The organism is Bacillus sp. FSL M8-0277 (assembly GCF_037975305.1).
GTDB lineage: Bacteria > Bacillota > Bacilli > Bacillales > Bacillaceae > Bacillus > Bacillus pumilus.
The window spans coordinates 1,311,924-1,336,371 of sequence record NZ_CP150255.1 but is presented as its reverse complement, the minus strand read 5'-3'; the positions used below and the strand labels follow the sequence as shown (position 1 = coordinate 1,336,371).

Below are 24,448 nucleotides of genomic sequence, written 5' to 3'. Positions count from 1 at the left end.
ATGGCAAATCGAAATCAGCTTCTTGTTCCTGGAGTAGAACAAGCATTAGATCAATTTAAATACGAGATCGCTCAAGAATTTGGCGTGACTCTCGGTTCAGATACAGTCGCACGTGCAAATGGTTCTGTTGGCGGTGAAATTACAAAACGACTCGTTCAACAGGCTCAATCACAAATGGGCAATCAATCTAAATAAAAACATGGTGAAATACGCCGGAGCTATTCTGGCGTTTTTTTATTGTTCATATGTGTGCTCAAACCGGTTTTCACGATACGGGGACGGTGCACCTTTTCCCTGCTTCTTCATATGGTCTTTTTTTCGTTCAGCGGACGGCTGTTTCTGATCCCTGTCGTTTTTTTTTGCGTGCTTTTCAGCACCACCACGTGATGTGCCGTTTGGATTCCTTTTATCATCAGGTTCCGTTGAGTGATTTTTTTTTTGTTCTTTATCGATAGAACGTTCCTTTTCTTCCTTTATTTGATTGTCTTTGCTTTTATCATCAGGTTTTGTTTGGTGTGGCTTTTGAATAGATCCTTGCTCTTCCCTCTCTTGATCCTTCTGCTCTTTGTCTTCAGCTTCAGGAGCCTCTTGATCTGGCTTCATCTCTTCGCTATCGTCTGTCTTGACGTCTTCTTGTTTGTCTTTGTCTGCTTGATCTTCATCATCTTTTTTAGGCTCTTCTTCTTTGACAGCATCACTCTCTGCTGCGTCTTCATCCTTTTGAATGCCTTCTTGTTCTTTGTCTTGGATTTCTTGATTTCTGATATATGTGCCTGTTGAAATGCCTGCCTTTTGAGCTTTTTCTCTTGTTTCCAGGTCACTTTCTACAGTTTCTAGCTTGTAATCGCGCTTTTGATATTCACCAGAGATGGTGTTAATTTTACTTTTGACGTTGGTTTTATATGTATGGTCCTGCTTGTTTTCATAAACCGTAGAAATATAAATGCTCTTAGAGTGGTTCACATAACCTTTTTTATCACAGTCATCTATGATTTCCTGCACAACTTTGGTCATGTCGTTTTTTTCTAAATCCTTCATACTGGCCAGTACTTGTTTCGCATCTTTATTCAGTGGTGTGACACCGATCACTTGATAATTGTGATCAAGCTTCAGTTCAAAGCTTGGATTAATGTCAATCGTCATATATGCATATGCTTTTTGACTTGAGAAAGATGGCATCATAGTAAAAATCACGACAATAATCGCAGCGATTGATAGGATTCCTGCATTTAATGGACGTAAACGAAGCAAGTCAAAAAAACCGGCTTTTTTTCTTTCGAGACGTGATTCATTCGGAAATGTCACTTCTTGACCGATTTCATAATCTTGCTGTTCATATTTTGTCCGCAGAAATTGTCCATCAGGGGTCAGCAGCGTGACATATTTTTTGTTTTTCTCTACTATAATGCCTCTTCTCATGAATTAAGCACCCCTTTAAGGTAATCTTTCAAATACACATAATCACCCGTCATAATGATCGCCATCGCAATGATATATTTTCTATTTCTCTCAATCGTTTTGCGGCTGACTTCCACTAGCTTTTCAAGCTGTTTGACTGGCAATTGTTTTTTCTGAAATAAAATGGTTCTGAGCTCATCGTGTTCAACGAGTGTGTGAGCTACTTTAATGGCATTTTGCCTTGCATCTGCATGCTTTGGTGAATGTTCAAGCAGCTCTTGAAACGTGAGACCGTATACTTTCAATCGTTCTTTAAAATGTTCAATTTCTTCTCTTCTGTGTTCTTGTTCAATTAAACGTCTATATTCGTTTGTAGACAGCTCTGCTTCAATCATGCTTTGAGAGTACTCGCCATTTTCACTTTCTTGCAGGTCCATTTGAACCGTTGGCGCATTTCTCGCTTCTTTTCGAATATAGTCGATCACTTTTCTTTTAATAATTAATTCTGCGAAAGCAAGGAGTGAGTTTCCTTTTTCAGCAGAGTATTTTTCTATCGCTTCATTAAAGGCAATTAAGCCTATGCTGAATTCATCATCTTTTTCATCTATATATCGTTTACAAACGGATGAAACCGTCTTAGCGACAAATGGTTTGTATTGCTCTATTAATGCATTTTGCAGCTCGATATCACCTTGTTGAATACTGATAGCCGACTGCTCTAATGTTTGCTTTTTCTTTCCTTTTTTAAACAAAAGGCTAAGCAATGGTTTCACCTCAGTTCTCCCTATATTACTCATTTATGATAGCTAATTTATGAGGGAAGCGCAAAGGAAGAAATGAGGAATTCATTTCCTGTTACCCAATTATGACATGTATATCATCATCTACTTTACAATGTTTCGTCTAAAAGCAAAGAAATAAGGGGGTATCTCCCCCTTATTTGTAATATACGTGTTATGAAAATGAAATGATATTTCTTTCAAAAAACCTACTCTTCTAGGCGTACCTCTTGTTTTTCCTTGTTTTGTTGCCCGCCTTTTCTTGATGGACTTGATAAAAACCAGCCAAATGCTGCAATTGCGAGAAGCACTGTCCAGAAAATCACTTTCCATAATGTTGAATGAATAAAATGAGAGGACACGATACCAATGGCTGGATGTGACAGTGTGTAAAGCGTGAGCTTCACACCAACCCACCCGACAATGACAAAGGCTGCTGTTTCTAGGCTCGGTCTTGTTTTGAGCAGTTTCACAAAGACAGTCGCTGCAAATCTCATGATGATCAGACCGATGATACCACCTAAAAGAATGACAATAAATTGACCGCCATCAAGTCCACCGATTTGCGGAAGACTTGTTTTCGGCAAAGTTACGGCTAATGCGACCGCCGCTAAGATGGAATCGACAGCAAAAGCGATATCAGCAAGCTCGACTTTTACGACTGTTGCCCAGAAGCCGCTTTGCTTCATGTTTGTGTCTGATTCCTTTTTCTTAAATACGTGCGATTTTAAAATATGGTGAATGGAAATATAAAGAAGATAAATTGCACCAATGGCTTGAACTTGCCACACATCCACTAAAAACGAAATAAGAAACAGGGAACCAAATCGCATGACAAACGCACCCGCAAGTCCGTAAAACAATGCCTTTTTCCTTTGCTTTTCTGGAAGGTGTTTCACCATCACAGCCATGACCAGCGCATTATCAGCGGCTAAAATCCCTTCTAATCCAATCAGTACGAGAAGAACCCACCCGTACTCTAAAATAATTGCTGCATCCATCATCATTCCTCCTTGTTTTATCTATTGTCCCACAACAGACAAAGGCTTATGAATGCAAAAAAGACCTTTGCCTGTAATGGCAAAGGTCTTGCTAGACATGTGATATGTAGAATCATGCCAACAAAGCCGATGGAACTTAAGTCCATGTAATGACGACTTTGTTTCCGGTAAAAACCGGACGCTACTCCCCTTTGGTGGGATTTAAGAATATTTAGATTACTTATAGTTTAATCAATAGACACTGTATTGTCAACAGGGGACTTTCACCTCGGGTCCAGTGATTAGGCAGTTGGTGTTTCTGCTTTTCTTTTTCTACGTTTCAGCCATATATACATCGCGAAAAGCAGCACAATCCCGATCCCAATCGGCAGAAGATATGGATCTAACATTGCGCCAACCTCTTTCCAGTTCTCCCCGAGCACAAATCCAAGATACACATATACAAATGTAATAGGCGTAATCGCTAAAAACGTGTACAGGCAAAAGACCCACACATTCATCTTGGCAATACCGCACGGGATGGAAATAAGCGTTCTGACTCCTGGAATAAACCGGCCGCTAAATGCGACGAATCCACCATGCTTTTCAAAGAAGGCATCCGATTTATCAAGCGACTCCGGTTTAACAAAAAAGTACTTCCCATATTTATTTAAAAAGGGTCTACCGCCATAACGTCCTAACCAGTACAAGGTCAAAGGGCCAGCCACGCCGCCAATAGAGCCGGCTGCCACAACACCAATGAAGGCCATGTCCCCTTCTGAGACCCAGTAACCCGCAAGAGGCAGAACCACTTCAGCAGGAACAAATTCAATACATAATGCAAGGAAGATGCCAAAGTACGACAAGCTCTTAAAGGCATCAGCTAAAGAAATAATAAAATCTTCGATGTTTATCAATCCCTTTCACACATAATCGTTTAACTGATTCTATCTCTTTTAGAATCGCACATATATTAAACGAAAAAAACCGAAGAAACGATTCACTTTTCGTCGTTTTTTTACATTAAATTTGATTTTACTATAAAAGACAGGTGAAAAAAAAGTTGATTGTGGTATTTAAGTGAAGGAAAAGTGAACACAGAAGCCATTCGATCCGATATATTAGGTATACGTCTGTTTTAAGATACTGGAGGTTTTCTTACATGACCCATTTAACAGGAAGTTACAATGGATGGCTTGTCTTTCTGTCAATCGCAGTCGCCACTGTCGCCTCCTACTCAGCTCTTCATTTAGCCAGCCGAGTGGCACAGTCAAGCGGTGCAAAGAAAAAGGTATGGCTTATCGTTGGTGCCTTGATCATGGGAATGGGGATATGGTCGATGCATTTTATCAGCATGATGGCATTTCACGTGCGTGCTGGCATCACCTATGAAACACCCTTGCTCATTTTATCGATTTTGGCATCTTTTGTCGGGTCCTTGATCGCATTCACAATATGCATTCAAGAGCAACTCTCCACAAGGCGGCTGCTCATTAGTTCAATCACCATGGGCTCAGCTATTTGCAGCATGCATTATCTTGGAATGGAATCAATGGCCAATGTCTCAATCAGCTATGATCCAGTCCTCTTTTTTCTTTCGTTTTTCATTGCTGTGATAGCGTCTTTCTTTTCGCTTCATCTCTTTTTTCGGCTCCATCGATCCGGGAAAAAGCAGGAGGATCATCTGTTAAAAATAGCTGGTGCACTCGTGATGGGCGGGGCTGTTTCTGGGATGCATTATACCGGTATGGCTGCTTCTACTATGTTTTTTCATTCAGACGGACAGCCCTATAGGGGTGGTTCTCTTGAACTATCACCATTCAGTCTGTCGATTTTCATCGGCTTAATGACACTGATTGTCCAAACACTGATGATTTTTGGTGCCTATATAGATCACCGAATCATGAAGCAGGCAGATAAGCTAAAGGAAAATGAACAGCGGTTCCAATCGCTCATCAAACATAATATCGATGGCATTATCGTGTTATCTGTCAATCGAAAGGTGCTTTCTGCGAACGACTCAGGTAAACAAATTCTAAAAATGTGCAATTCTTGGATTGGTGATGATGTCAGCCAATACGTCATGCCGACTGACATGTGGGAAGAATTTATTTACGAGTCAAAAAAAGCCATCACACGTGAAGCAGAACTAAAAGCAGCAGATCGCTTTTATTATTATCATGTCACTTACATACCTGTTCATGTCAACAATACGCTTGACAGTATTTATCTTGTCTTAAAAGATTTAACGCAGCAGCGGATTGCAGAAAAAGAAATTCATGTCATGGCACATTATGATGCGTTAACCGAGCTTCCTAATCGGCGCCACGCCATCAACCATCTAAGTGATGTTCTCTCCGCTCAAAAAGAGACAGGAACATCGACGGCTGTTCTGTTTCTTGATTTGAATCGTTTTAAAATTATCAATGATGCACTTGGTCATAACATAGGGGACTTACTTCTTAAAGCAGCTGCAAACAGACTGACGCAATGTTTACCAGACAACGGCTTTATAGCCAGACTAGGCGGGGATGAATTTTTAATGATCTTCCCTGACATGGGGCATGACACACAGAAAATTGAACAGCTTTCTCAAAATATCATTCGGCAATTTGAGCGTCCTTTTTTCATCCAGAATCATCAGCTCATTACTTCTATCAGCATTGGAATCGCTATCTCACCTCAAAATGGCAAAGATGGGATGGAGTTAATGAGGAAAGCCGATATGGCGATGTATTTATCCAAAAAACATAAGCAAAGCCGTTATGAGTTTTTCACCGAATCAATGGAAAGAACAAGTGAAGATAGGTTGAACCGAGAGCTTGAGTTACGGGATGCCATTCAAAGAGAACAGTTTGTGCTTCATTACCAGCCGCAAGTGAGTGCGAAAACAAGACAGATGACTGGTGTAGAAGCTCTTCTAAGAATGAAAGCACCAGATGGTTCGTTAAAATCACCCGAGGCTTTTATTGAGCTGGCAGAGGAATCAGGACTGATCATTGATATTGGCAGATGGGTGATTGATACCGCATGCAGGCAGGCTAAAATGTGGTATGACAACGGGCTGAAAATTCCCGTGGCTGTCAATTTATCTGCAAAACAATTCAATTCTGAAGACTTAATTGATTTGATTAAGCTGACACTGAAAAAATACGATATGACACCGTCACTGCTCGAGCTTGAAGTCACAGAAAGTATGACAATGGACAATATCAAGCAATCAAAACAGGTACTGACCTCACTGAAACATCTGGGCGTTCGCATTAGTATTGATGACTTTGGTACAGGGCATAGCTCCTTAAGCTATTTAAAGGATTTGCCCATTCATCGCCTAAAAATCGACAAATCCTTCATCGAAGATATTTTAAATGATTCAAAATCTGAACAGATTACAGGTGCCATTATCGCGATGGGACATCAACTATCTCTCGAGGTCATAGCAGAAGGTGTTGAAACCTTTGCGCAGGCACAGCTTTTATCTGCACAAGGATGTGACGACTTGCAAGGCTTTTATTATGCAAAGCCCCTTCCAGCAAACGATATCGAAAAATTCATTGCCTATCCAGCGCATCAGCTGGACACATAAAAAAGGTGCCAATCATGGCACCTTTTCGTTCTATCTAAATAATAAATGTTGACTGTGAATACCTGCTTTTTTCAATAGACTAATCAATTGTTCTTGTTCTTCTCGCGAGAGGCCTGAGAAGGCACGCGCAATCCGGAGAGAATGAATCGGGTAAATTTTATCAAGATAACTGCGCCCTTTATCTGTTAAATGGGCATAAACCGACCTTTTATCCTTTGGGTCCTGCTCTCTTTCAATGAAACCATTTCGTTCTAATTTGTCAATTACGTACGTCACATTCCCGCTGACAAGCAGGAGTCTTGAGCCGATTTGCTGAAGTTTTTGAGCACCTCTTGTATACAGCAATTCAAGAACCGCAAATTCAGTTGGATTAAATCCATGCTCTTTGCTGTCTCTAATGCTGTGTTCTGAAACGCTTTTAAATGCTCTTGCAAATACCTTGTAAAGTGTCATTGAACGTTCTACTTCTTCTTCATTAAACGATAGTCTCATCACATATCTACCTCTTATAATATTTTTTTAACTTCAAGGCTTTCTTGCGGTGCAGTTGGAGCCTTTCGTAAAAAATAGAAGTACGTTTTTGAAAACCCTTTCAACCACATAAGTGACTCCATTCGTGTTATGTATAAGATTTCGATATAAACTTTTAAAATCCTTCTTATTTTTCACAACCATCTCGAAAAAAAGGTTTTTTAGCAAACCATCAAGATCCGACACAGTTTAACATAATCTGTAAAGACTCTATGTTTCTTTACACTGTATTCGTCAAATTTCTACAAAATTCAATATTGCTATAACATTAAACAAAAAAAGAACCCTTTATGTGACATGCGCACATTTCAAGGGATTTTCACAAATCACGCTTTGTTTTGTTGAAAAAGAAGTGATACTCTTTTTTTAAGTCACTAATTGTCATTTTCTTGGCCGCACTAGGACTGTACACTCCTAATGAACAGAGCTGCTTCGTATAATAATGTCTTTCCTTTGCTAAAGCTTCTGTTAAGATACGCCGCACCGATTATCCCCTCCTATCAATTGATCTGGAGCAGGTGCTTATGAAGACCTTTTATACAAATCATTTTGTACAGCTCTTAGAAGAGCATGCGCATTCTGACCTGCAGCCTGCATGAATCGCTCCAGTAATTCATCCCTCTTCATATCTAATGCGATGATTTCTTTTGCCATACAGATGATCCGTGTTTGCTCCATCATATGCTCCTCCTCCTATTTCAACTCATCATCATTATATGCAAGCGTAGCAATCACTTCACATATGTTGTCAACTTTCCTTCCATCGTTTTTTCATTTTTATGTTTTTTATGTTATATTTTCTAACAAACGATAGGTTTTTTTCGTTGTCATTCTGTATAATATGAAGAAAAGACTTGCAGGGGTGAGTATATGACGCAGGAAGATGTATCTTATAAAGATAAAAAAGTCATTTCAATCGGGATTGTCAGTGAATTAACAGGGCTATCCGTCAGGCAAATCCGATATTATGAGGAACGCAGACTCATCTACCCCCAGCGCTCAACAAGAGGCACGCGTAAATATTCTTTTTCTGATGTAGAACGATTAATGGACATCGCCAACAAACGAGAAGACGGTGTGCAAACAGCGGAGATTTTGAAAGACATGAAGAAAAAGGAACAGGCATTAAAAAGCGGACAATATAAGAAAAAAATGCTGGAAGGTCAAATTAACGCACACTTCCGGTACAAAAATCGATAAACAAATAAAGTTTAGCTGACTCTTTTAGGCTTTGTTCGTACTTGATTTTTGGTCATGGCTTAATGAAAAAGAGACAGCTTTTTTTGCTGTCTCCGTTATCAAACCAAAGCCCTTGGCAATGCCAGATCATACTCAGTGAAATAAGCTATATAGGCAAGGACATTCGTTTAAATTTACTTTTTTTAGGCGGCGTTCCACAACATTTCATTCTAAGAAACAACACTATATCAAATAGCGTTTTAGGTATATTGTTAAGTGCAGGCGATCTAGCGTTTATCCATTCGTTCAGGAATCGAAACAGTTCGTTCATTGATCACATTCCCCGTGTTCAGCGTCGTTTTTGGTTCAATTAAGAGCAAATGAACTTCTTCTTCAGCAATTGGCTGATGTTCAATTCCTTTTGGAATCACAAGAAACTCCACTTCATTAAGCGCTATTTCTCTATCCCTAAAACGGATGACTAGATTTCCTTTCCATACAAAGAACATTTCATCCTCGTCATCATGGTGATGCCAAATGAATTCACCCTTAATTTTTACCATTTTCATGTATGAGTCGTTCAACTCTCCACTTATTCTAGGATTCCAATAATCATTTATTTGCGAAAATTTCTCTTGGATATTAACCTTTGAAATCAATAGATTCCCTCCTCATTTACTTGGAAACGTCTTTTTTATCTTTCTTAAGCTAGAACTCCCTACCTAGCAAATTCTCCTCCTCATGATGAGACACCAAGGGACACAATGAGCATCAACCTCTTATATTATTAAGTTTACTTATTCTGTTGGATCACGTAAAATCATAAAATAGTGTATAGTTCATCACAATTTGTGATGCAAAAAGGAGCATTGTTTTGGATATTACATCTTTGGAGATATTTAAAGCAGTAGCTATTGAACAAAGCGTTACAAAAGCTGCTGAGAAATTAAATTATGTGCAGTCCAATGTCACTGCACGAATCCAGCGTCTTGAACAAGAATTAGGTGTTCCTCTTTTCTATCGATATCACAAAAAGATATCCTTAACGCCTGCAGGGCGAGAACTGTTGCCATATGCAAACAAATTACTCTACGATTTTGAAGAAGCGATAGAGGCCGTAAAGCTTTCCTCTACTCCGCGAGGTACTTTGCACATTGGATCTATAGAGTCTACCGCTTCGACAAGATTGCCCAGCATTTTCGCAGCATATCACAAGACATTTTCACAAGTAGAATTAAGCATGTATATGGCACCTACTGTAGATCAGGTTCATGCTATTCTCAATTACAAGGTAGACGGTGCATTGGTTGATGGGCCCATTCTTCATCCCGACATTATTGAATATCCGGTATTGGAAGAATCTCTTGTTCTCATTACAAGCTACTCCCAGGAGGAATTCCAGGTAGAATCAATTTTGCATGAACCATTGCTTTCGTCATTTGCGCATTGCATCTATTTGGGGCGTTGGCAACGATGGTTAGAGAGCAATGGTTTTGCTCCGATGAAGGTAATGGAATATGGCACTTTAGAGGGCGTGCTTAAATGCGTTGAAAACGGGCTAGGGGTTACCGTATTACCAAAATCTATGGTTGAATCTCGGGTGCAAGGCAGATTTACCTGTCATCCTTTACCGGAACCACACAGAATCGTGCCCACTGTGTTTATAAGGCGCCGCGATTCGTACATGACCAGTGCCCTCTCACGGTTTATGGAATTATTGGGCATAACTCATATGTGATCGGGTCATTTGTGGTAAAAAAGAGGATAGATAGAGCGACATTCTTTCAGCTCTTCTATCCTTTTTACATAAAATTATTTTAGCTTTCATTGAGAGGAAGTGTCAGTTCCTTCAACGAGTCCTACAAAGTCAATCCGTACACCGCCTTTTTCAGGATCTTCTATGACCCGCATGGCCAGTGCCTTTTTCTCCCCTGTTTTTTCATCTTCGTAATTCGCATGAAAGACGTGAATGCTGGCTTCTTCCAATTGAAAATCATCATAAGAAAGCGTCTCTATGCCCCATTCTTTTTTCAGTTTTAGAATGTCATTTGGGCTTGGGACAGCACCTTCAACATAGATGTTTTCTATTTTTTGTTTATTTCCTTCGGTAATCGCTTCAATCATATGCTCTGCAGCCACTAGTCTTCTGTCTTTCCCCTCGTCTTCCCTTGAACATGCACCTAGCAATACAATGCACATTAAAATGAATAAAAACTTCTTCATTTTTCTCTCCCACCTTCTCCTTAAAATGTAAAGGATGGAAGCGCTATATGCAATCTTTATTCAAAAAAGACTGTAAAACGTCACGTTTTACAGTCTTCATCCTACATCAGTGTATGAAGGAATGCGGTTGCAATTCCAAAATAGATCAGTAAGGATAAAATATCATTCAATGTTGTGATCAGCGGCCCAGATGCAATGGCTGGGTCCACGTTTAATCTGTGTAAAATAATCGGTACAACCGTACCTGCCATTGTCCCAATAATCAGTGTTGCAAGCAGTGAGGAACCGACAACAAAACCTAAAATCATATTGCCCTGCCACACCATTGCGACGACTGTAATAATAATGGAACAGACAATCCCAATGTAAATACTCGTTCTCAGCTCTCTAAAAATAAGGCGCATGATGGTTTTTTTCGTTAATTCTTCTTTTGAAAGCCCTCTAATGACGACGGCAAGAGACTGTGTCCCTGTATTCCCTGTCATCCCGGCAATCATCGGCATAAAGAACGCTAAAGCAACGACTTGCTGAAGGGTACCTTCAAAATAATTTAAAATACTGCCTGAAATCAGCCCAATAAACAAGAGCAAAATGAGCCACGGAAGACGGCGGTATGCCGCCACAAATGCCGGCGTGTCGAACGTGATATCTTTACCAGAGGCAGCAAACTTTTCATAGTCTTCGCCCGCCTCTTGAATCACAACATCAATGATATCATCGACTGTAACAATTCCGACTAGGACATTGTTCTCTTCCACAACAGGAATCGCAAGGAAATCATATCGCTCAATCAGCTTTGCGATTTCCTCCTGATCCTGAAAGGCTCCAACGGCAATGACTCTTGTAAACATGAGATCCTGTACCTTTTCATCCGGTTCACCTAAAATGAGATCCCGGTATGAGAGAACGCCTACAAGCTGTTTTTGATCATTAATCACATATAAATAGTTGATTGATTCCGCAATTTCAGCAAAGCTTTTCAGCTTCACAACGGCATCCTGCACTGTAAAATGCTGAGGAATCCAAACATAACGGTTCGTCATGATCCGTCCCGCTGTCTCAGCAGGATAATTCATAAGAAGCTGGACGGCTTTTGATTCCTCTGCTTCCATGTTAGATAAAAGCTGATCCTTTAGCTCATCCTCCATCTCATCAAACAAGTTGGCTAAATCATCGTTATCCATTTTGTTTGTGACGAAGGTCGCTTTGTCTTTACCTACTTTTTCAAGAACAATTTCTTGATATTCCCGCTCCAGCTCACCCATCATTTCTGTCACGTCATCGACTGGTAAAAAGCTGAGGAAGCGGCCGCGGTGTTTCTCTGGAAGCTCTTTAAATAAATAGGCCATATCATATGGCTGAAGTTCTTCCATGATGTTTTTAAATTCTTTTCGTTTTCCATCTCTCAGTAAAATAATGATGCGTAAAATGAGTTCATCATACGTAATATTTTGTATCATCGCTGTTACCTCCCCAAAGTCAGGAGATACCCGAATCCCTTAGAATGTGCGGGGGTCAGGATCTCCTCTATCTGATGTCTCAATCTGATCTTTTGACATATCCTCTATGTGTCTCGAATCGGGATGATCCATCCCCACACCTCCTTTTCTCATAAAAAAGCACCTTCAACCGAATGAAGGCGCTTTGTAAGCATGACAAATAAACACTTGCTCCTTCAATCGTAGAGCTTTAGCACTGTATGGCATAGGAAAAATCCAGCTGCATTAAAAATCACCTTATGTCGATGATTTCTGTTGACCCATTGGCGTCTTTGGACATTTTTGGGCAGCAGCGTATCTCCATACAGGAGCCTCACCTAACGAAGTCTCATATTGTTGACACACTGAGATTACAGAAAAAGCGCAGTGATGTCAATAAGCAAGATGCCAATTTCCCTTATGTATTCGCTTACTTTTGAAAAAAAGAGCGATAGACAAAGTAGACTATCGCCCTTTCATGTCTTTTATTCCTCTTCTGGCTGATTCATATCCTCTTGGGAGAGGAGATGAAAGGAATCATGCAAAAACAAAGCATATCCTTCTCCATCAGGATGCGGAACATATTCCGCATGGTCCATTGTCTGCTCTTCTTCTTTTTTCTTCATATTCTCTCGCCTCCTTTCCCGTAGTTTGTCCCAATGAAAAAACCTTACACATGAAAGTGTAAGGAGTGATTAGTACAAAACAGCTGAACTCATAAAGGTGCGGCGAATGTCACCATTGGCAATGCGCTGATAACCGTCGCTTTAGCTAAAAATGAATGATTGTTTACAGAAAAAAGCTCTCTCTGATTAGGGTACAACCATTGATTGATAACAAAATGTATAATACTAAGTATAAGAAATGAATATTGGGGGGATATGATGATGAGCGAATCTACACTGAACATGCACTTTTCAAATGATTTTTTAAAAAAAGTAAGAGAACAATTTTTATATATTGATGAGGATCCTATCCTAAAAAAGGAACGACTCTTTTTTGACAATGCAGGTGGCTCTCTTCGTTTAAAACAGGCAAATCATATATTTTCAATCATTGATGGCATCCCAGATTGTTCTGAAAGAAATCATAAAGCTGCAAAACACTTGATTGATATCCAAAAAAAGGGGATTGTTGATCTTCAAACCATTTTTAACGTGAAACAAGGAAGCTTCGCCACATATCTGACAGCATCACAGGCTATCTTTCAAACTACGGGTATCATTGCAGAACATATTCAAGGAACAAATATTGTCACAACATCCTTAGAACATCCAGCAGCCTACGACGCAGCTAGTTTTTATGCAAATAAATTAAACAAAGAGCTGAGAGTGGCCAAGTCTAATCCTTTAACAGGTGGAGTGAACGTAGAAGACATCTTGGCATTAATCGATCAAGATACTGTTCTTCTAAGCGTCATCTATGCTTCGAATATCTCTGGTGCTATTTTAGACATTGAACAAATTGTACAAGAGGCAAGAAAAAAGAAACCAAACTTATTTATCATGGTTGATGCCGTTCAACATGCACCTCATGGTTTAATTGATATTGAAAAAACACCTGTGGATGTGATAAATTTTGCTCCATATAAATTTTTTGGTGTTAGAGGCTGCGGGATTGCTTATTTATCGGAAAGAGCTGCTCTTCTCCCTCATCATAAGTTAAAAGGAAAGAAAGAAACTGAATGGGGTCTAGGAACTCCAGCACCTGCTCATTATGCGGCTATTAGCGCAATTGTTGATTATGTGTGCTGGCTTGGAGGTCATTTTACAACAGTGAATGCCAGACGACAGTTATTCGCAGCAGGTATGGAAGCTATCGGAAAACAGGAAAGGTCTTTATTAAAAATAATGCTAGACGGGACACCCAACGTAAAAGGGCTAAGAGAAATCAAAGGAGTTACCGTGCATCTTGATGACCATGATTTATCAAAAAGAGATTTCATCGTAGCCATATCGATAGAAGGAACAAACCATGAGGATGCAGTAAGACAATATGAACAGCACGGTGTGATCGTATATGAAAGGTTGAATACAAGCATTTATTCTAAAAGGATGCTGGATTCCTTTGGAATGAAAGGGGCTATTAGAATATCACCTCTCCATTGTCATACTATTCAAGAGATTGAGACGTTTTTAAGAACAACTGAAATGATAAGCAATCAACATAAAAAGCATTAACATGCTTGGTGGACAGATACATGGAAGTACGCTATTTAGTTTAAAGGATGATATTCATTTGTACTTTAATATAATCATTTAAGCAAAAATAACGGTCTGAACCATCGGTTCAGACCGCATACAAATTTATCTTAGGATTGCTGCCGTATTAATCATCCCATTCTTGCTTCAGGATTTTGCCTGTTTTAGCGGAAATCTCAAAATCAACTTCCTCGCCGTTTGGTGTGGTGATTTCGACTTCATACAAGTACACACCATTTTCTTTATCTAAATCAGAATCTGTGACTGTTCCTTTTACTTTTGCAAGGGCAATTTGTTCAGCCTGCTTTTTAGTGATTTTCACATTCTTTTTCTTTTCTTTGACTGGATCATTCAGCGCTTTCCCTGTTTTGGCATCGACATATACTTTATATTCAAAGCCGCCTTTTTTAATCTCGACCTCATACACCCATTTTCCTTTTTTACGCTCAAGATCCACATCGTCCACATAGCCTTTCACAACTTTTAATGCTGCTTTTTCAGCTTGTTTCTTTGAGACAAACGATGATTTCTTTTGCACCACCTGCTCGGCGTTTGCTGTTTGATTTGTATTTTGCGCTTGAAGTGTAAAACCACCTGCGACAAGAGTTCCTGTTAATGCTGTAGCTACTAGTACTTTTTTCATCATGTTCATGTCCTCCTCTATTTGATTTCTCCTTTATCTTAAAGAAACAAGATGATAAAGGAAGGAAAGAAACATGAGAAAATCATGAGAAAAGGATTAGTTTTCGTACGTAATACCTTCAATGTCTCCTGTATATGCGTTCACAAGCACCTCTGCCTCTCGCCCATCAGGCAAATCCAGCTCCACCTCAAAGACGAGCATACCGCTAAATGTTTCAAGATCAGCATCATCCACTGTCCCTCCGACTTCTTTTACTGCAATTCGGATGGCTTCTTCGACCGTGATTTTTGTCATTTTCTTTTCTTTAGAGGTTGGGTTTTTCTTTTCTGCTTCAAGCACCTTAAACGTTTGCTTGTCGACATCGACTTGATATAATTCTTTTTTTGATTGGATCGTAAAAATAAAACGATCGGACTTTTCTTTCTTTTGAATGACCGTACCGCTTACTTTTTTAACAGCCGCTTCTTCTGCCAGAAGCTCAGCATTTTTTTCATTTGGCTTTTGATAGCTTTTTAACTGCTTGATTTCTTTCATTTGACCGCTTGCAGAAGATGCAATGATTTGATAGATCCCATTTGAATTTTCCAGGGTCAAGGTATAGTCCTGTTTATGATTGATTAAATCAATATTTGTAATGTTTCCATTGTAGTCTTTTGCGATGATTTTTTTGATTTCTGCTTCACTTAATATTTTTTGATCAATGGTTTGAATCATGAGCATTGCAAAGGCTGCAAGAACGACGAGACATCCTGCGAGCGCAAGCACCATTTTCGTTTTTCTAGACATGCAGCGCCTCCTTCCTATTTCCTATTTTATAAGGAGGAAATGAGAAATTGATGAGAAAAGACCTATTTTATTTCTGAAAAAGAATGGTCATGGTTGTCCCTTCGCCGATACGACTGTCCACCTTCAGTTCGGCCCCGTGCTCTTCCGCAATTTGCTTCGCAATTGAAAGACCAAGTCCGGTTCCGCCCGTCTCACTGTTTCTCGCTTCATCCACACGGAAAAAGCGGTCAAAGATTTTCGGCAGATCCTCTTCTTTTATGCCAATCCCATGGTCAACGACTGAAATAAACGGCTTCTCTCCCGCCCATCCGCAGGTCACATCAACGGGCTCTGTACTATATTTAACTGCATTATCAATCAAGATGGTCAAAAGCTGTTTGATTTTCTCTTCATCCCCCTCAGCGACGAGCGGCTGATCTGTTTGCACATCAGGATTAATGGTTCGATTCGTTGCGACTTCAAGTGTATGACATACCTGCTTGCATAAATGACCAAGATCAACTGGCTTCATGTCCAAGTAAAGCGGCTGACCATTTTTCGCAAGTGTTAATAATTGATCTGTCAGCCTTTTCATTTTTTTCGCTTCATCATGAATCGCTTGAGAGGATTCTTCTATAACCTCTGGACGTGTCTGTCCCCAGCGCTTTAGTAAATTGCTGTAGCTCATAATGACGGTAATCGGTGTCTTCAATTCATGAGAGGCATCATGCAAGAATTGCTGCTCTTTCTCATAATGCTTCTCGAGGATTTCTGACATTTCATTAAAGGTTTGTCCCATTTGATACAATTCATCCTTTGAATCGCCTGCTAGTTTGATTCGCTTAAACGCCTTCTCCTTCATACTTGCCTTCATGGTGCTCGTCATTCTACTAATAGGGCGTACGATTTGTTTTGTTAAAATGTGGCCAGCAAAATAGGAAAGCACTATAATTAAAACGCCAGCAGCGATTAAAATCATTCTTAATAACGCCAAATTCTCTTCCGTATTTTCGATTTCTTCATATACTTGAAGCGACACGATCTCGCCATTTGTCCAAATAACCGGAATCGCAGCGAACGCAACCATATGCTTGTTGTATTCTTTGATTTCTGCTGTCTGACCAGTTTCATATGTAAAAGGCAGTGAGCTAAACGTTGATTCCTTTGTGACAGTCAGCTTTGACTCACCCTTTTCTGTCACGACACGGATCATGCCATTTTGAGGTAGGTACGCCTTCAGCAGCTCCGAGGATGGAAGACCCTCTTCTTCTGATTTTTTTAAAGCAATGGCAATATTTTCAGCAACCTCAGACAGCCTGGACATATCTTTTTGCGTCAAGGTCATCGAAAAAATAAAATAAATGGCTGTATGAAACAGCAGCACCATTAAAAACAAGGACAACGATGTATAAAGCTGAATTTTATTTTTTAATCTCATTCTTTATCCTTTCATCACATAACCCACACCTCTCACTGTGTGAATCAGCTGTTTTTCGAATGGGTAATCGACTTTTTTCCTTAAATAACGAATATAGACATCCACTACGTTTGTGTCACCGAAGTAATCAAAGCCCCAAACGGCTGTTAAAAGCTGATCTCTTGTAAGCACTTGCTGCTGATGCTTCAGCAAGTGGACAAGCAGGTCATATTCTCTCGGTGTGAGCTCAAGCATTTGCCCGGCCCTTTGTATGTCTCTTGTTTTCTCGTTGACGGTCAAATCTGCTATGCTAAGCTCTGTTTCCTTTTCTTCTTGCGCCTGAATATTCAACCTTAACTGCGCACGAATTCGCGCTAGTAATTCTTCTATGTCAAAAGGCTTTGTAATATAATCATTCGCCCCAAGATCGAGGCCGCTTACTTTATCAGGCACACTCCCTCTTGCTGTTATCAAAATAATAGGTGTCGCTGTATTTGTCTTTCGAACCCTTCTCAGCACTTCAAGACCACTTAATTCTGGAAGCATGACGTCAAGCAGCACCAAATCGAAGCTTTCCTCTTCAAGAGCCTGGAGTCCGCTCATACCTGTCTCTTTGACTTTGACCTCATATCCTTCATATTCAAGCTCTAGTGACAGCACCCTTGCAATTTTCTTTTCATCTTCGACTACGAGTATCTTCCCTTTGTTCATCTCTATCTCTCCTATCTAAAAGGCAAGCTTGTCTTTCCATTATTATATGTTGCCTTTCCCATTTGGAACAGTCACAAACTTCACATGTTATTTTTCATATGAACATTGATAAAAAAGAACATTTGTTCTATAATGAGGTTATCATCATAACAGTTATTGATATTGTAAGCACCTGAACGTAATCCTATTTCATTCGTTTTTATAAACATACCTATAGAATATGCAAATCGCACTCATTTATAAAAGATACAAGGAGGAACACCATTCTATGAAAAGCAAAAACAATGTGAAATTAACGCACTTTTCAGATGTATATATAGAAGGCTTATCGTCTTTTGTTCTAGAGGAAGAACAAGCAAAATTTACTGCTTTACCAAGCGCATATTTTGAGTTTACCGAAGGGCAATACAGAATTGTCATACTCAATGAAGATGAACCGGTTGGATTCTTTGTATTACATGCAACAGATCGTGTTAAGGATTATTCAGATAACCCAAACGCTATGTTGTTAACTTCATTATCTATTCATCAGACGCAGCAAGGAAAAGGATTTGCTAAACAAGCAATGTTCTTATTAAATCAATTTGTCACCTCAGAATTCCCTAACTGTAACGAGATCGTACTGGCTGTAAATCATCAAAATATTCCTGCTCAGACTCTGTACTCACAAGTAGGCTATAAGGATACAGGTAAAAGAAAAATCGGTCCAATTGGTGAACAGTTGATTATGAGCTTATGGTTATCCTAACTGTTCACCAAACGGGTACTAGAGTGAAAAATATTTTAGAACAAAAATATTTCCGCTCAATCTTCCTTCTTCTCACTTCTCAACTATCACTTATTTTCGTTGTTTAATCAGAAAGCCTTTTTTAGTTCTTTCCACCCATTTTCATCTATACAGGTGCAAGCTCACTATGCAGCATTTCCTTCTTTTTCATATGATATCAAGAGTTTTCCTCAAAAGCTGAGTTCTTTCGTCAAGATGTGAGGAGAACTGCACTTTTGATAATAGATTGATTATTTGAAAAATTATTACAATTGACCCTTTCCGATCAAAAGTTTCTTTTATACAATAACATTACGCAGCCTGAATCTACTTTGAAAACAAAATAAGGAGGGCTTTCTTATGAAAGGTGAAATTCGCTTAATTCCGTATGAAGTAAAAGCCAATGTGATGGAAGCGAAAGAGACGCCGGAAAGTATTCAGGAGATTAAAGCACCCGAACTTTGGTCAAGTGGCTTCAAAGGAAAAGGCATAACCATTGCTGTCCTTGATACAGGCTGTGACACAGAGCATCCCGACTTAAAAGATCAGATTATCGGAGGCAAGAACTTCACCGATGATGACAATGGAGATGCTGAAAATGTAAAAGACTACAACGGGCATGGTACCCATGTAGCAGGAACGATTGCAGCAACAGATCAAAATGGCGGAATTCTAGGGGTTGCCCCTGAAGCCAAGCTGCTGATCGTGAAAGTTCTTGGCGGTGAAAATGGCAGCGGGAAATACGAATGGATCATTAATGGCATCAACTATGCCGCTGAGCAGAAGGTGGATATTATCTCTATGTCTCTCGGTGGTCCAAGCAATGAGCCCGCCTTGCAGGAAGCCATTCAAAATGCGGTGAAAAGCGGTGTACTTGTTGTGTGCGCAGCAGGAAATGAAGGGGACGGGGACGAGCGAACGGAAGAGTTCTCCTACCCAGCAGCATACAATGAAGTCATTGCCGTCGGCTCTGTCTCCCTTGCAAGAGAATCCTCTGAATTCTCCAACGCCAATAAAGAAATCGACCTCGTCGCTCCAGGAGAAGACATTTTATCCACTCTTCCTAACCATAAATATGGCAGACTCACAGGCACCTCAATGGCTGCCCCTCACGTGAGTGGTGCACTAGCCATTATTAAAAATGCCGAAGAAGAAGCGTTCCAGCGTAAGCTGACAGAGCCTGAGGTCTATGCTCAGCTTGTCAGAAGAACCCTTCCACTGAAGCAATCTAAAGCCCTCGTCGGAAATGGATTTTTATATTTAACTGCGCCTGATGTCCTTTTAGAAAAAACATTGGAAGCAGATCTTTTATCTCTATAGCTTGAATAGAGGTCCTGAGAATAGATAGAATTTTCTCAGGATTTTTTTAATTAAAATTATTCAAAATTTACTTTGACGAAATGAAATGGACGTTATATAATCGAACACAATAAATTCATAGTTTGAGAGTCGGTAATTCGATCATACGTCGAATTTTAATTGGGAAGACCGGTGAAAATCCGGCGCGGTCCCGCCACTGTGAGTGAGGAGAGCTTTTCTTATGAATCCACTGTCATAAGGACGGGAAGGATGAAAAGCTTGCAGATTCATCAGCCAGGATACCAGCCGCTCTATCACATCAAACCACCTACGGTTGATAGGAGATGTCGGAAAAAAGCGTCAGTTCTGCTCACGCCTTATTTCGCACACACATTTTGTCTTTTTAAACCAGACATTTGCCCTCATCAATCTTCACCATGAGTGTAAATGTCTTTTTATATTTAGAGGAGGAATTGGAATTGACAATTGTTAAAACAAGTAATCTAGGTTTTCCGAGAATTGGTTTAAACAGAGAATGGAAAAAAGCACTTGAGTCTTATTGGAAAGGTCAAACTGACCGTGAAACCCTCTTAAGCACACTGGATGAACAATTTTTAACTGCCATTAAAACGCAAATTGATCAACAAATTGATGTTGTTCCTTCTGGAGATTTTACCTTCTACGATCACGTGCTCGATACTGCTGTCATGTTCAATTGGATTCCAGAGCGCTTCCGCAGCTTAAAAGACCCGCTAGATACATACTTCGCGATGGCAAGAGGAACAAAAGATGCTGTCTCAAGTGAAATGACAAAATGGTTTAATACAAACTATCACTACATCGTTCCAGAATACGAAAAAACCACCGAATTCAAACTCACACATAACAAACCGCTTGAAGCTTACGAAAAGGTGAAAAAGGCGTTTGGTGTTGAAACAAAACCTGTCGTACTTGGTCTTTATACATTTGTCTCACTTTCTAAAGGCTATGAACCAAATGAAGTAAAAGAGATTCAGCAACGTCTCGTCCCACTTTATACTCAAGTTTTAAAAGAACTTGAAGAAGCTGGCGTCAAATGGGTACAAATTGATGAGCCAGCACTTGTCACAGCTTCATATGAAGACGTGAAAGCCGTCAAAGAAATCTATCAAACAATCAAAGAAGCCGTACCTACCTTAAATATTCTTCTTCAAACCTACTTTGATTCAGTAGATGCGTATGAAGAGCTTGTCACATATCCTGTTGAAGCCATCGGTCTTGATTTTGTCCATGATCAAGGACGCAATCTTGATCAAGTGAAAAAGCACGGATTCCCGAAAGATAAAATTTTAGCAGCAGGCGTCATTGATGGAAGAAATATTTGGAGATCAGATCTTGGTGAAAGATTGTCATTCGTTTCTGAGGTCATTGCTGACGCTCAGCCGAAGGAAGTATGGTTGCAGCCATCAAGCAGTTTGCTGCATGTACCAGTTGCAAAACACCCAAGCGAACAGCTTGAAGAAAAACTATTAAACGGACTTTCTTATGCTACTGAAAAGCTGGCTGAATTAACAACATTAAAAGAGGGCTTAACAAAAGGATCTGCGGCGATTGAAGCCGCCATCAATGAAGCCAAGCAAGCACTTCTTACTTTAAAAGAATTTGCAAAAGGAACCAATGCGGATTTCACAGCAGAACGCAACAATCTTTCATCGAAAGACTTTAAGCGTCCAGTTACCTTTGAAGAGCGCCTTCGTATCCAAAACGAATCTCTTGAACTGCCACTCTTGCCAACAACAACCATTGGCAGCTTCCCGCAGTCTGCTGAAGTGCGAAGTGCTCGTCAAAAATGGCGTAAAAATGAATGGACAGATGCAGAATATGATGAATTTATTAAGAAAGAAACAAAAAGATGGATTGATATTCAGGAGGAAATCGGTCTGGACGTTCTCGTACATGGAGAATTCGAACGTACAGACATGGTTGAATACTTTGGTGAAAAGCTAGCCGGATTTGCCTTTACGAAATTTGCTTGGGTGCAATCCTACGGCTCACGCTGCGTGAAGCCGCCAATCATTTATGGAGATGTCGAGTTTACAGCGCCAATGACCGTGAAAGAAACGGTTTATGCACAAAGCTTAACGGAGAAAAAGGTCAAAGGAATGCTGACAGGTCCTGTCACCATCTTAAACTGGTCTTTCCCAAGAACAGATATCACCCGAAAAGACATTGCCTTCCAGATTGCTTTCGCATTACGTAAAGAGGTAGAAGCGTTAGAGGAAGCAGGGATTCAAGTTATTCAAGTGGATGAACCTGCGCTAAGAGAAGGTCTTCCGCTCAAAGAAAGTGATTGGGCAGACTATTTAAACTGGGCAGCAGAGTCGTTCCGTCTATCAACATCATCTGTTCAAAATGAAACGCAAATTCATACACATATGTGCTACAGTAACTTCGAGGATATTGTCGATACGATCGAAGACCTTGATGCCGACGTGATCACAATTGAACATTCACGCAGTCATGGCGGATTCCTCGATTACCTAGAGAAGCATCCGTATTTGAAAGGCCTCGGACTTGGTGTATATGACATCCATAGCCCGCGCGTTCCATCTGTCGAAGAAATGAGTCAAATCATTGATGATGCGCTGAACGTATGCCCGACAGATCGCTTCTGGGTGAATCCTGACTGTGGACTAAAAACGAGACAAGAGCCTGAAACCATTGCTGCTTTGAAAAACATGGTGACGGCGGCTGAAGTCGCTCGTAAAAAGCTGTCGCAGCATGCATAATTGATTTCCTCTCCCCTGCTATCATGGCGGGGGATTTTTATGTGCAAATTGTCCTGCTTGACCATCTACTAGGAGGTTTCCTTTTCTAGCATGATTCGTTTATACTAGAGAAGTCAGTCGAACAAAGGGAGGAAGACAATGAATCACGAAGATTTTTTACAACGCGCAATTGATCTTGCAGTAGAAGGAGTCAATAGTGGTACTGGCGGCCCTTTTGGAGCAGTCATTGTCAAGGATGGACAGATTATTGCCGAGGGAAGCAACAATGTGACAACAACAAATGATCCAACCGCACATGCTGAAGTCACAGCCATTCGAAAGGCGTGCCAAACGCTGAATACATACCAATTAGAAGATTGTATTTTATATACAAGCTGTGAGCCTTGTCCGATGTGTCTTGGTGCTATTTACTGGGCTAGACCAAAAGCGGTCTATTTTGCTGCTGGACATCAGGATGCAGCAGTTTCCGGTTTTGATGACTCGTTTATTTATGAAGAAATCAATAAAGATTACGAATCAAGAAATATTCCATTTTATCAGCTGACACTTCAAAAAACCCTTGCACCATTTGAAGCATGGGAAACATACGAACAAAAGAAAGAATATTAAAAAAAGACACCTGCGCTCATCAGCAGGTGTTTCTTTTTTTCAGCGTGATAGAGGACCTTTTTTATTCAGCCACTTCAAGCTCTACTTCGATGTTCCCTCTTGTTGCTTTTGAATATGGACAGAATTCATGCGCAGCCTCAACAAGCTCTTTCACCTTGTCATGGTCAAGGCCTTTTGCAGATACAATCAGCTTGACACCAAGCTTAAATCCGCCATCACTTTCATCTTTTAAAAGACTGACATGTCCCTCGACTTCTGATTCAATGTTGACCCCTTGCTTTTTTGCTACTTGTTCAAGTGCTCCTCCGAAACAAGCTGCATAGCCCGCTGCAAATAATTGCTCTGGATTCGTACCAGTTTCTCCGTCTTTCTTTGCATTAGGCATGACAATGTTATGATCGAGCACACCATCTTCTGAACGAACATGTCCAGCTCTTCCATGTTGTGCCTTTACTTTTGCTGTGAATAATGGTTTCATCTTCATCTCCTCCTTTATCTATTTATTCCTTTCACGTTCTATCCATTTCTCAAACATTTATCGCACATTAAAGAATTTTTTCGTTTTTGGGCTGTATTTATTTTAAAAAAGAAGAAAATCTTATACAATGATAAGTATGACAAAAAATAGTTGGTGACTGACATGACAAATGAATTCGAGCATATGAAGCTGGAAAATCAGCTTTGTTTCTTGTTATATGCAAGTTCAAGAGAGATGACGAAGCAGTATAAACCGTTATTAGAAGAGTTAGACATTACGTATCCGCAATATTTGGCACTGCTTTTATTGTGGGAGCATGGGACATTAAATGTGAAAACGATGGGAGAGCTTTTATATTTAGACTCCGGTACACTCACACCTATGCTGAAACGGATGGAGCAAAACGGACTCATCATCCGCGAGCGCTCGAAAGAGGATGAACGTTCTGTGCAAATTCGTTTAACGGAATATGGCGAGCAACTAAAAGAGAAGGCTACTGCAATTCCATTTCAGATGCTGTCTGGGACAGGCAGATCGGAAGAAGAGTTAAAAACGCTGCGCGCCTCTTTGCATGAGCTTTTGCAAAAATTAACACAATCAAAAGGCTGAGGGAACATTCCCTCAGCCTTTTATGATA

26 protein-coding genes and 3 riboswitches are annotated in these 24,448 nt (G+C 40.1%); of the genes, 10 read left to right on the top strand and 16 right to left on the bottom strand.

The window, feature by feature from the left end; all coding sequences use genetic code 11:
• Positions 1-195, top strand: a complete 195-nt coding sequence (locus MKZ05_RS06555; RefSeq protein ID WP_003211343.1) for an alpha/beta-type small acid-soluble spore protein — start codon at positions 1-3, stop codon at positions 193-195.
• Between the two features lie 39 nt (positions 196-234).
• On the opposite strand, the gene MKZ05_RS06550 is transcribed toward MKZ05_RS06555, so the two are convergent.
• The 4 genes from MKZ05_RS06550 to MKZ05_RS06535 form a co-directional block, all read right to left on the bottom strand.
• A complete protein-coding gene (locus MKZ05_RS06550) occupies positions 235-1,419 on the bottom strand; it encodes an anti-sigma factor domain-containing protein (protein WP_106029820.1) in 1,185 nt (394 codons plus the stop codon).
• Positions 1,416-2,171, bottom strand: a complete 756-nt coding sequence (sigI, locus tag MKZ05_RS06545; protein WP_034662939.1) for an RNA polymerase sigma factor SigI — start codon at positions 2,169-2,171, stop codon at positions 1,416-1,418. The genes MKZ05_RS06550 and sigI overlap by 4 nt, the downstream gene beginning before the upstream one ends.
• 215 nt (positions 2,172-2,386) lie before the next feature.
• Positions 2,387-3,178 (bottom strand): TerC family protein, encoded by a 792-nt coding sequence (locus tag MKZ05_RS06540; protein ID WP_050945179.1) that lies wholly within the window; start codon positions 3,176-3,178, stop codon positions 2,387-2,389.
• Between the two features lie 94 nt (positions 3,179-3,272).
• A riboswitch (yybP-ykoY riboswitch) is annotated at positions 3,273-3,380 on the bottom strand.
• A 79-nt stretch (positions 3,381-3,459) separates the two neighbouring features.
• On the bottom strand, positions 3,460-4,074 hold the full coding sequence (locus tag MKZ05_RS06535) for a DedA family protein (protein WP_339161918.1): 615 nt from the start codon (positions 4,072-4,074) through the stop codon (positions 3,460-3,462).
• 245 nt (positions 4,075-4,319) lie between these two features.
• Here MKZ05_RS06535 and MKZ05_RS06530 point away from each other — a divergent pair, with 245 nt between their 5' ends.
• Positions 4,320-6,743, top strand: coding sequence for an EAL domain-containing protein (locus MKZ05_RS06530; protein ID WP_339161917.1), 2,424 nt, complete (start codon positions 4,320-4,322; stop codon positions 6,741-6,743).
• 30 nt (positions 6,744-6,773) lie between these two features.
• On the opposite strand, the gene MKZ05_RS06525 is transcribed toward MKZ05_RS06530, so the two are convergent.
• From MKZ05_RS06525 to MKZ05_RS06515, 3 genes are all read right to left on the bottom strand, one after another.
• Complete coding sequence (locus MKZ05_RS06525; protein ID WP_088004396.1) at positions 6,774-7,238, bottom strand: MarR family transcriptional regulator; 465 nt, start codon at positions 7,236-7,238, stop codon at positions 6,774-6,776.
• 355 nt (positions 7,239-7,593) lie between these two features.
• Positions 7,594-7,758, bottom strand: coding sequence for a hypothetical protein (locus tag MKZ05_RS06520; RefSeq protein WP_050945182.1), 165 nt, complete (start codon positions 7,756-7,758; stop codon positions 7,594-7,596).
• A gap of 38 nt (positions 7,759-7,796) precedes the next feature.
• Positions 7,797-7,952 (bottom strand): hypothetical protein, encoded by a 156-nt coding sequence (locus MKZ05_RS06515; protein ID WP_095117785.1) that lies wholly within the window; start codon positions 7,950-7,952, stop codon positions 7,797-7,799.
• Positions 7,953-8,144: 192 nt separating this feature from the next.
• On the opposite strand from MKZ05_RS06515, the gene MKZ05_RS06510 reads away from it, so the two are divergent.
• The gene (locus MKZ05_RS06510) at positions 8,145-8,474 is read left to right on the top strand and encodes a MerR family transcriptional regulator (protein ID WP_012009715.1); all 330 of its coding nucleotides are present in this window, start codon (positions 8,145-8,147) and stop codon (positions 8,472-8,474) included.
• Positions 8,475-8,740: 266 nt separating this feature from the next.
• Here the strand turns inward: MKZ05_RS06510 and MKZ05_RS06505 are convergent, their stop codons facing one another.
• On the bottom strand, positions 8,741-9,112 hold the full coding sequence (locus MKZ05_RS06505) for a cupin domain-containing protein (RefSeq protein WP_339161914.1): 372 nt from the start codon (positions 9,110-9,112) through the stop codon (positions 8,741-8,743).
• A 215-nt stretch (positions 9,113-9,327) separates the two neighbouring features.
• On the opposite strand from MKZ05_RS06505, the gene MKZ05_RS06500 reads away from it, so the two are divergent.
• Positions 9,328-10,191, top strand: a complete 864-nt coding sequence (locus MKZ05_RS06500) for a LysR family transcriptional regulator (RefSeq protein ID WP_050945183.1) — start codon at positions 9,328-9,330, stop codon at positions 10,189-10,191.
• Positions 10,192-10,277: 86 nt separating this feature from the next.
• On the opposite strand, the gene MKZ05_RS06495 is transcribed toward MKZ05_RS06500, so the two are convergent.
• The 3 genes from MKZ05_RS06495 to MKZ05_RS06485 all read right to left on the bottom strand — a co-directional run bounded on the left by MKZ05_RS06495 (position 10,278) and on the right by MKZ05_RS06485 (position 12,780).
• Entirely contained in the window at positions 10,278-10,676 is a 399-nt protein-coding gene (locus tag MKZ05_RS06495; RefSeq protein ID WP_003211828.1) for a hypothetical protein, read from the bottom strand.
• A gap of 101 nt (positions 10,677-10,777) precedes the next feature.
• Positions 10,778-12,136 (bottom strand): magnesium transporter, encoded by a 1,359-nt coding sequence (mgtE, locus tag MKZ05_RS06490; RefSeq protein ID WP_003212108.1) that lies wholly within the window; start codon positions 12,134-12,136, stop codon positions 10,778-10,780.
• A gap of 207 nt (positions 12,137-12,343) precedes the next feature.
• A riboswitch (M-box (ykoK) riboswitch) is annotated at positions 12,344-12,507 on the bottom strand.
• A gap of 132 nt (positions 12,508-12,639) precedes the next feature.
• The gene (locus MKZ05_RS06485; RefSeq protein WP_003212346.1) at positions 12,640-12,780 is read right to left on the bottom strand and encodes a hypothetical protein; all 141 of its coding nucleotides are present in this window, start codon (positions 12,778-12,780) and stop codon (positions 12,640-12,642) included.
• A gap of 261 nt (positions 12,781-13,041) precedes the next feature.
• On the opposite strand from MKZ05_RS06485, the gene MKZ05_RS06480 reads away from it, so the two are divergent.
• Positions 13,042-14,334 carry an aminotransferase class V-fold PLP-dependent enzyme gene (locus MKZ05_RS06480; protein ID WP_253622682.1) on the top strand — a complete coding sequence of 431 codons (1,293 nt, stop codon included), beginning with the start codon at positions 13,042-13,044 and terminating at the stop codon, positions 14,332-14,334.
• Between the two features lie 148 nt (positions 14,335-14,482).
• Here MKZ05_RS06480 and MKZ05_RS06475 read toward each other — a convergent pair whose 3' ends face one another.
• The 4 genes from MKZ05_RS06475 to MKZ05_RS06460 all read right to left on the bottom strand — a co-directional run bounded on the left by MKZ05_RS06475 (position 14,483) and on the right by MKZ05_RS06460 (position 17,891).
• Positions 14,483-15,001 carry a PepSY domain-containing protein gene (locus tag MKZ05_RS06475; protein ID WP_050945185.1) on the bottom strand — a complete coding sequence of 173 codons (519 nt, stop codon included), beginning with the start codon at positions 14,999-15,001 and terminating at the stop codon, positions 14,483-14,485.
• A gap of 93 nt (positions 15,002-15,094) precedes the next feature.
• Positions 15,095-15,784 (bottom strand): PepSY domain-containing protein, encoded by a 690-nt coding sequence (locus tag MKZ05_RS06470; RefSeq protein ID WP_003211196.1) that lies wholly within the window; start codon positions 15,782-15,784, stop codon positions 15,095-15,097.
• 67 nt (positions 15,785-15,851) lie between these two features.
• Complete coding sequence (locus MKZ05_RS06465; protein WP_137054724.1) at positions 15,852-17,201, bottom strand: ATP-binding protein; 1,350 nt, start codon at positions 17,199-17,201, stop codon at positions 15,852-15,854.
• Positions 17,202-17,204: 3 nt separating this feature from the next.
• A complete protein-coding gene (locus MKZ05_RS06460) occupies positions 17,205-17,891 on the bottom strand; it encodes a response regulator transcription factor (RefSeq protein WP_339161912.1) in 687 nt (228 codons plus the stop codon).
• Between the two features lie 268 nt (positions 17,892-18,159).
• Here MKZ05_RS06460 and MKZ05_RS06455 point away from each other — a divergent pair, with 268 nt between their 5' ends.
• From MKZ05_RS06455 to MKZ05_RS06440, 4 genes are all read left to right on the top strand, one after another.
• A complete protein-coding gene (locus MKZ05_RS06455; RefSeq protein WP_106029826.1) occupies positions 18,160-18,639 on the top strand; it encodes a GNAT family N-acetyltransferase in 480 nt (159 codons plus the stop codon).
• A gap of 378 nt (positions 18,640-19,017) precedes the next feature.
• Positions 19,018-19,977 (top strand): S8 family peptidase, encoded by a 960-nt coding sequence (locus tag MKZ05_RS06450; RefSeq protein WP_003210884.1) that lies wholly within the window; start codon positions 19,018-19,020, stop codon positions 19,975-19,977.
• Between the two features lie 113 nt (positions 19,978-20,090).
• A riboswitch (cobalamin riboswitch) is annotated at positions 20,091-20,282 on the top strand.
• Between the two features lie 153 nt (positions 20,283-20,435).
• A complete protein-coding gene (gene metE, locus MKZ05_RS06445; protein WP_339161909.1) occupies positions 20,436-22,724 on the top strand; it encodes a 5-methyltetrahydropteroyltriglutamate--homocysteine S-methyltransferase in 2,289 nt (762 codons plus the stop codon).
• 138 nt (positions 22,725-22,862) lie between these two features.
• Positions 22,863-23,333 carry a nucleoside deaminase gene (locus MKZ05_RS06440; protein ID WP_003212370.1) on the top strand — a complete coding sequence of 157 codons (471 nt, stop codon included), beginning with the start codon at positions 22,863-22,865 and terminating at the stop codon, positions 23,331-23,333.
• 61 nt (positions 23,334-23,394) lie between these two features.
• Here MKZ05_RS06440 and MKZ05_RS06435 read toward each other — a convergent pair whose 3' ends face one another.
• Complete coding sequence (locus MKZ05_RS06435; RefSeq protein WP_003212261.1) at positions 23,395-23,811, bottom strand: organic hydroperoxide resistance protein; 417 nt, start codon at positions 23,809-23,811, stop codon at positions 23,395-23,397.
• A gap of 162 nt (positions 23,812-23,973) precedes the next feature.
• Here MKZ05_RS06435 and MKZ05_RS06430 point away from each other — a divergent pair, with 162 nt between their 5' ends.
• The gene (locus MKZ05_RS06430; protein WP_003212097.1) at positions 23,974-24,420 is read left to right on the top strand and encodes a MarR family transcriptional regulator; all 447 of its coding nucleotides are present in this window, start codon (positions 23,974-23,976) and stop codon (positions 24,418-24,420) included.
• Positions 24,421-24,448: the final 28 nt, after the last annotated feature.

Bases quoted from the DNA above. Each gene is read 5' to 3' on its own strand.
- MKZ05_RS06555 (WP_003211343.1), top strand. From the start codon at position 1: ATGGCAAATCGAAATCAGCTTCTTGTTCCTGGAGTAGAACAAGCATTA.
- MKZ05_RS06550 (WP_106029820.1), bottom strand. From the start codon at position 1,419: ATGAGAAGAGGCATTATAGTAGAGAAAAACAAAAAATATGTCACGCTG.
- MKZ05_RS06540 (WP_050945179.1), bottom strand. From the start codon at position 3,178: ATGGATGCAGCAATTATTTTAGAGTACGGGTGGGTTCTTCTCGTACTG.
- MKZ05_RS06530 (WP_339161917.1), top strand. From the start codon at position 4,320: ATGACCCATTTAACAGGAAGTTACAATGGATGGCTTGTCTTTCTGTCA.
- MKZ05_RS06515 (WP_095117785.1), bottom strand. From the start codon at position 7,952: ATGGAGCAAACACGGATCATCTGTATGGCAAAAGAAATCATCGCATTA.
- MKZ05_RS06510 (WP_012009715.1), top strand. From the start codon at position 8,145: ATGACGCAGGAAGATGTATCTTATAAAGATAAAAAAGTCATTTCAATC.
- MKZ05_RS06495 (WP_003211828.1), bottom strand. From the start codon at position 10,676: ATGAAGAAGTTTTTATTCATTTTAATGTGCATTGTATTGCTAGGTGCA.
- mgtE (WP_003212108.1), bottom strand. From the start codon at position 12,136: ATGATACAAAATATTACGTATGATGAACTCATTTTACGCATCATTATT.
- MKZ05_RS06485 (WP_003212346.1), bottom strand. From the start codon at position 12,780: ATGAAGAAAAAAGAAGAAGAGCAGACAATGGACCATGCGGAATATGTT.
- MKZ05_RS06480 (WP_253622682.1), top strand. From the start codon at position 13,042: ATGAGCGAATCTACACTGAACATGCACTTTTCAAATGATTTTTTAAAA.
- MKZ05_RS06475 (WP_050945185.1), bottom strand. From the start codon at position 15,001: ATGATGAAAAAAGTACTAGTAGCTACAGCATTAACAGGAACTCTTGTC.
- MKZ05_RS06470 (WP_003211196.1), bottom strand. From the start codon at position 15,784: ATGTCTAGAAAAACGAAAATGGTGCTTGCGCTCGCAGGATGTCTCGTC.
- MKZ05_RS06465 (WP_137054724.1), bottom strand. From the start codon at position 17,201: ATGAGATTAAAAAATAAAATTCAGCTTTATACATCGTTGTCCTTGTTT.
- MKZ05_RS06460 (WP_339161912.1), bottom strand. From the start codon at position 17,891: ATGAACAAAGGGAAGATACTCGTAGTCGAAGATGAAAAGAAAATTGCA.
- MKZ05_RS06455 (WP_106029826.1), top strand. From the start codon at position 18,160: ATGAAAAGCAAAAACAATGTGAAATTAACGCACTTTTCAGATGTATAT.
- MKZ05_RS06450 (WP_003210884.1), top strand. From the start codon at position 19,018: ATGAAAGGTGAAATTCGCTTAATTCCGTATGAAGTAAAAGCCAATGTG.
- MKZ05_RS06440 (WP_003212370.1), top strand. From the start codon at position 22,863: ATGAATCACGAAGATTTTTTACAACGCGCAATTGATCTTGCAGTAGAA.
- MKZ05_RS06435 (WP_003212261.1), bottom strand. From the start codon at position 23,811: ATGAAACCATTATTCACAGCAAAAGTAAAGGCACAACATGGAAGAGCT.
- MKZ05_RS06430 (WP_003212097.1), top strand. From the start codon at position 23,974: ATGACAAATGAATTCGAGCATATGAAGCTGGAAAATCAGCTTTGTTTC.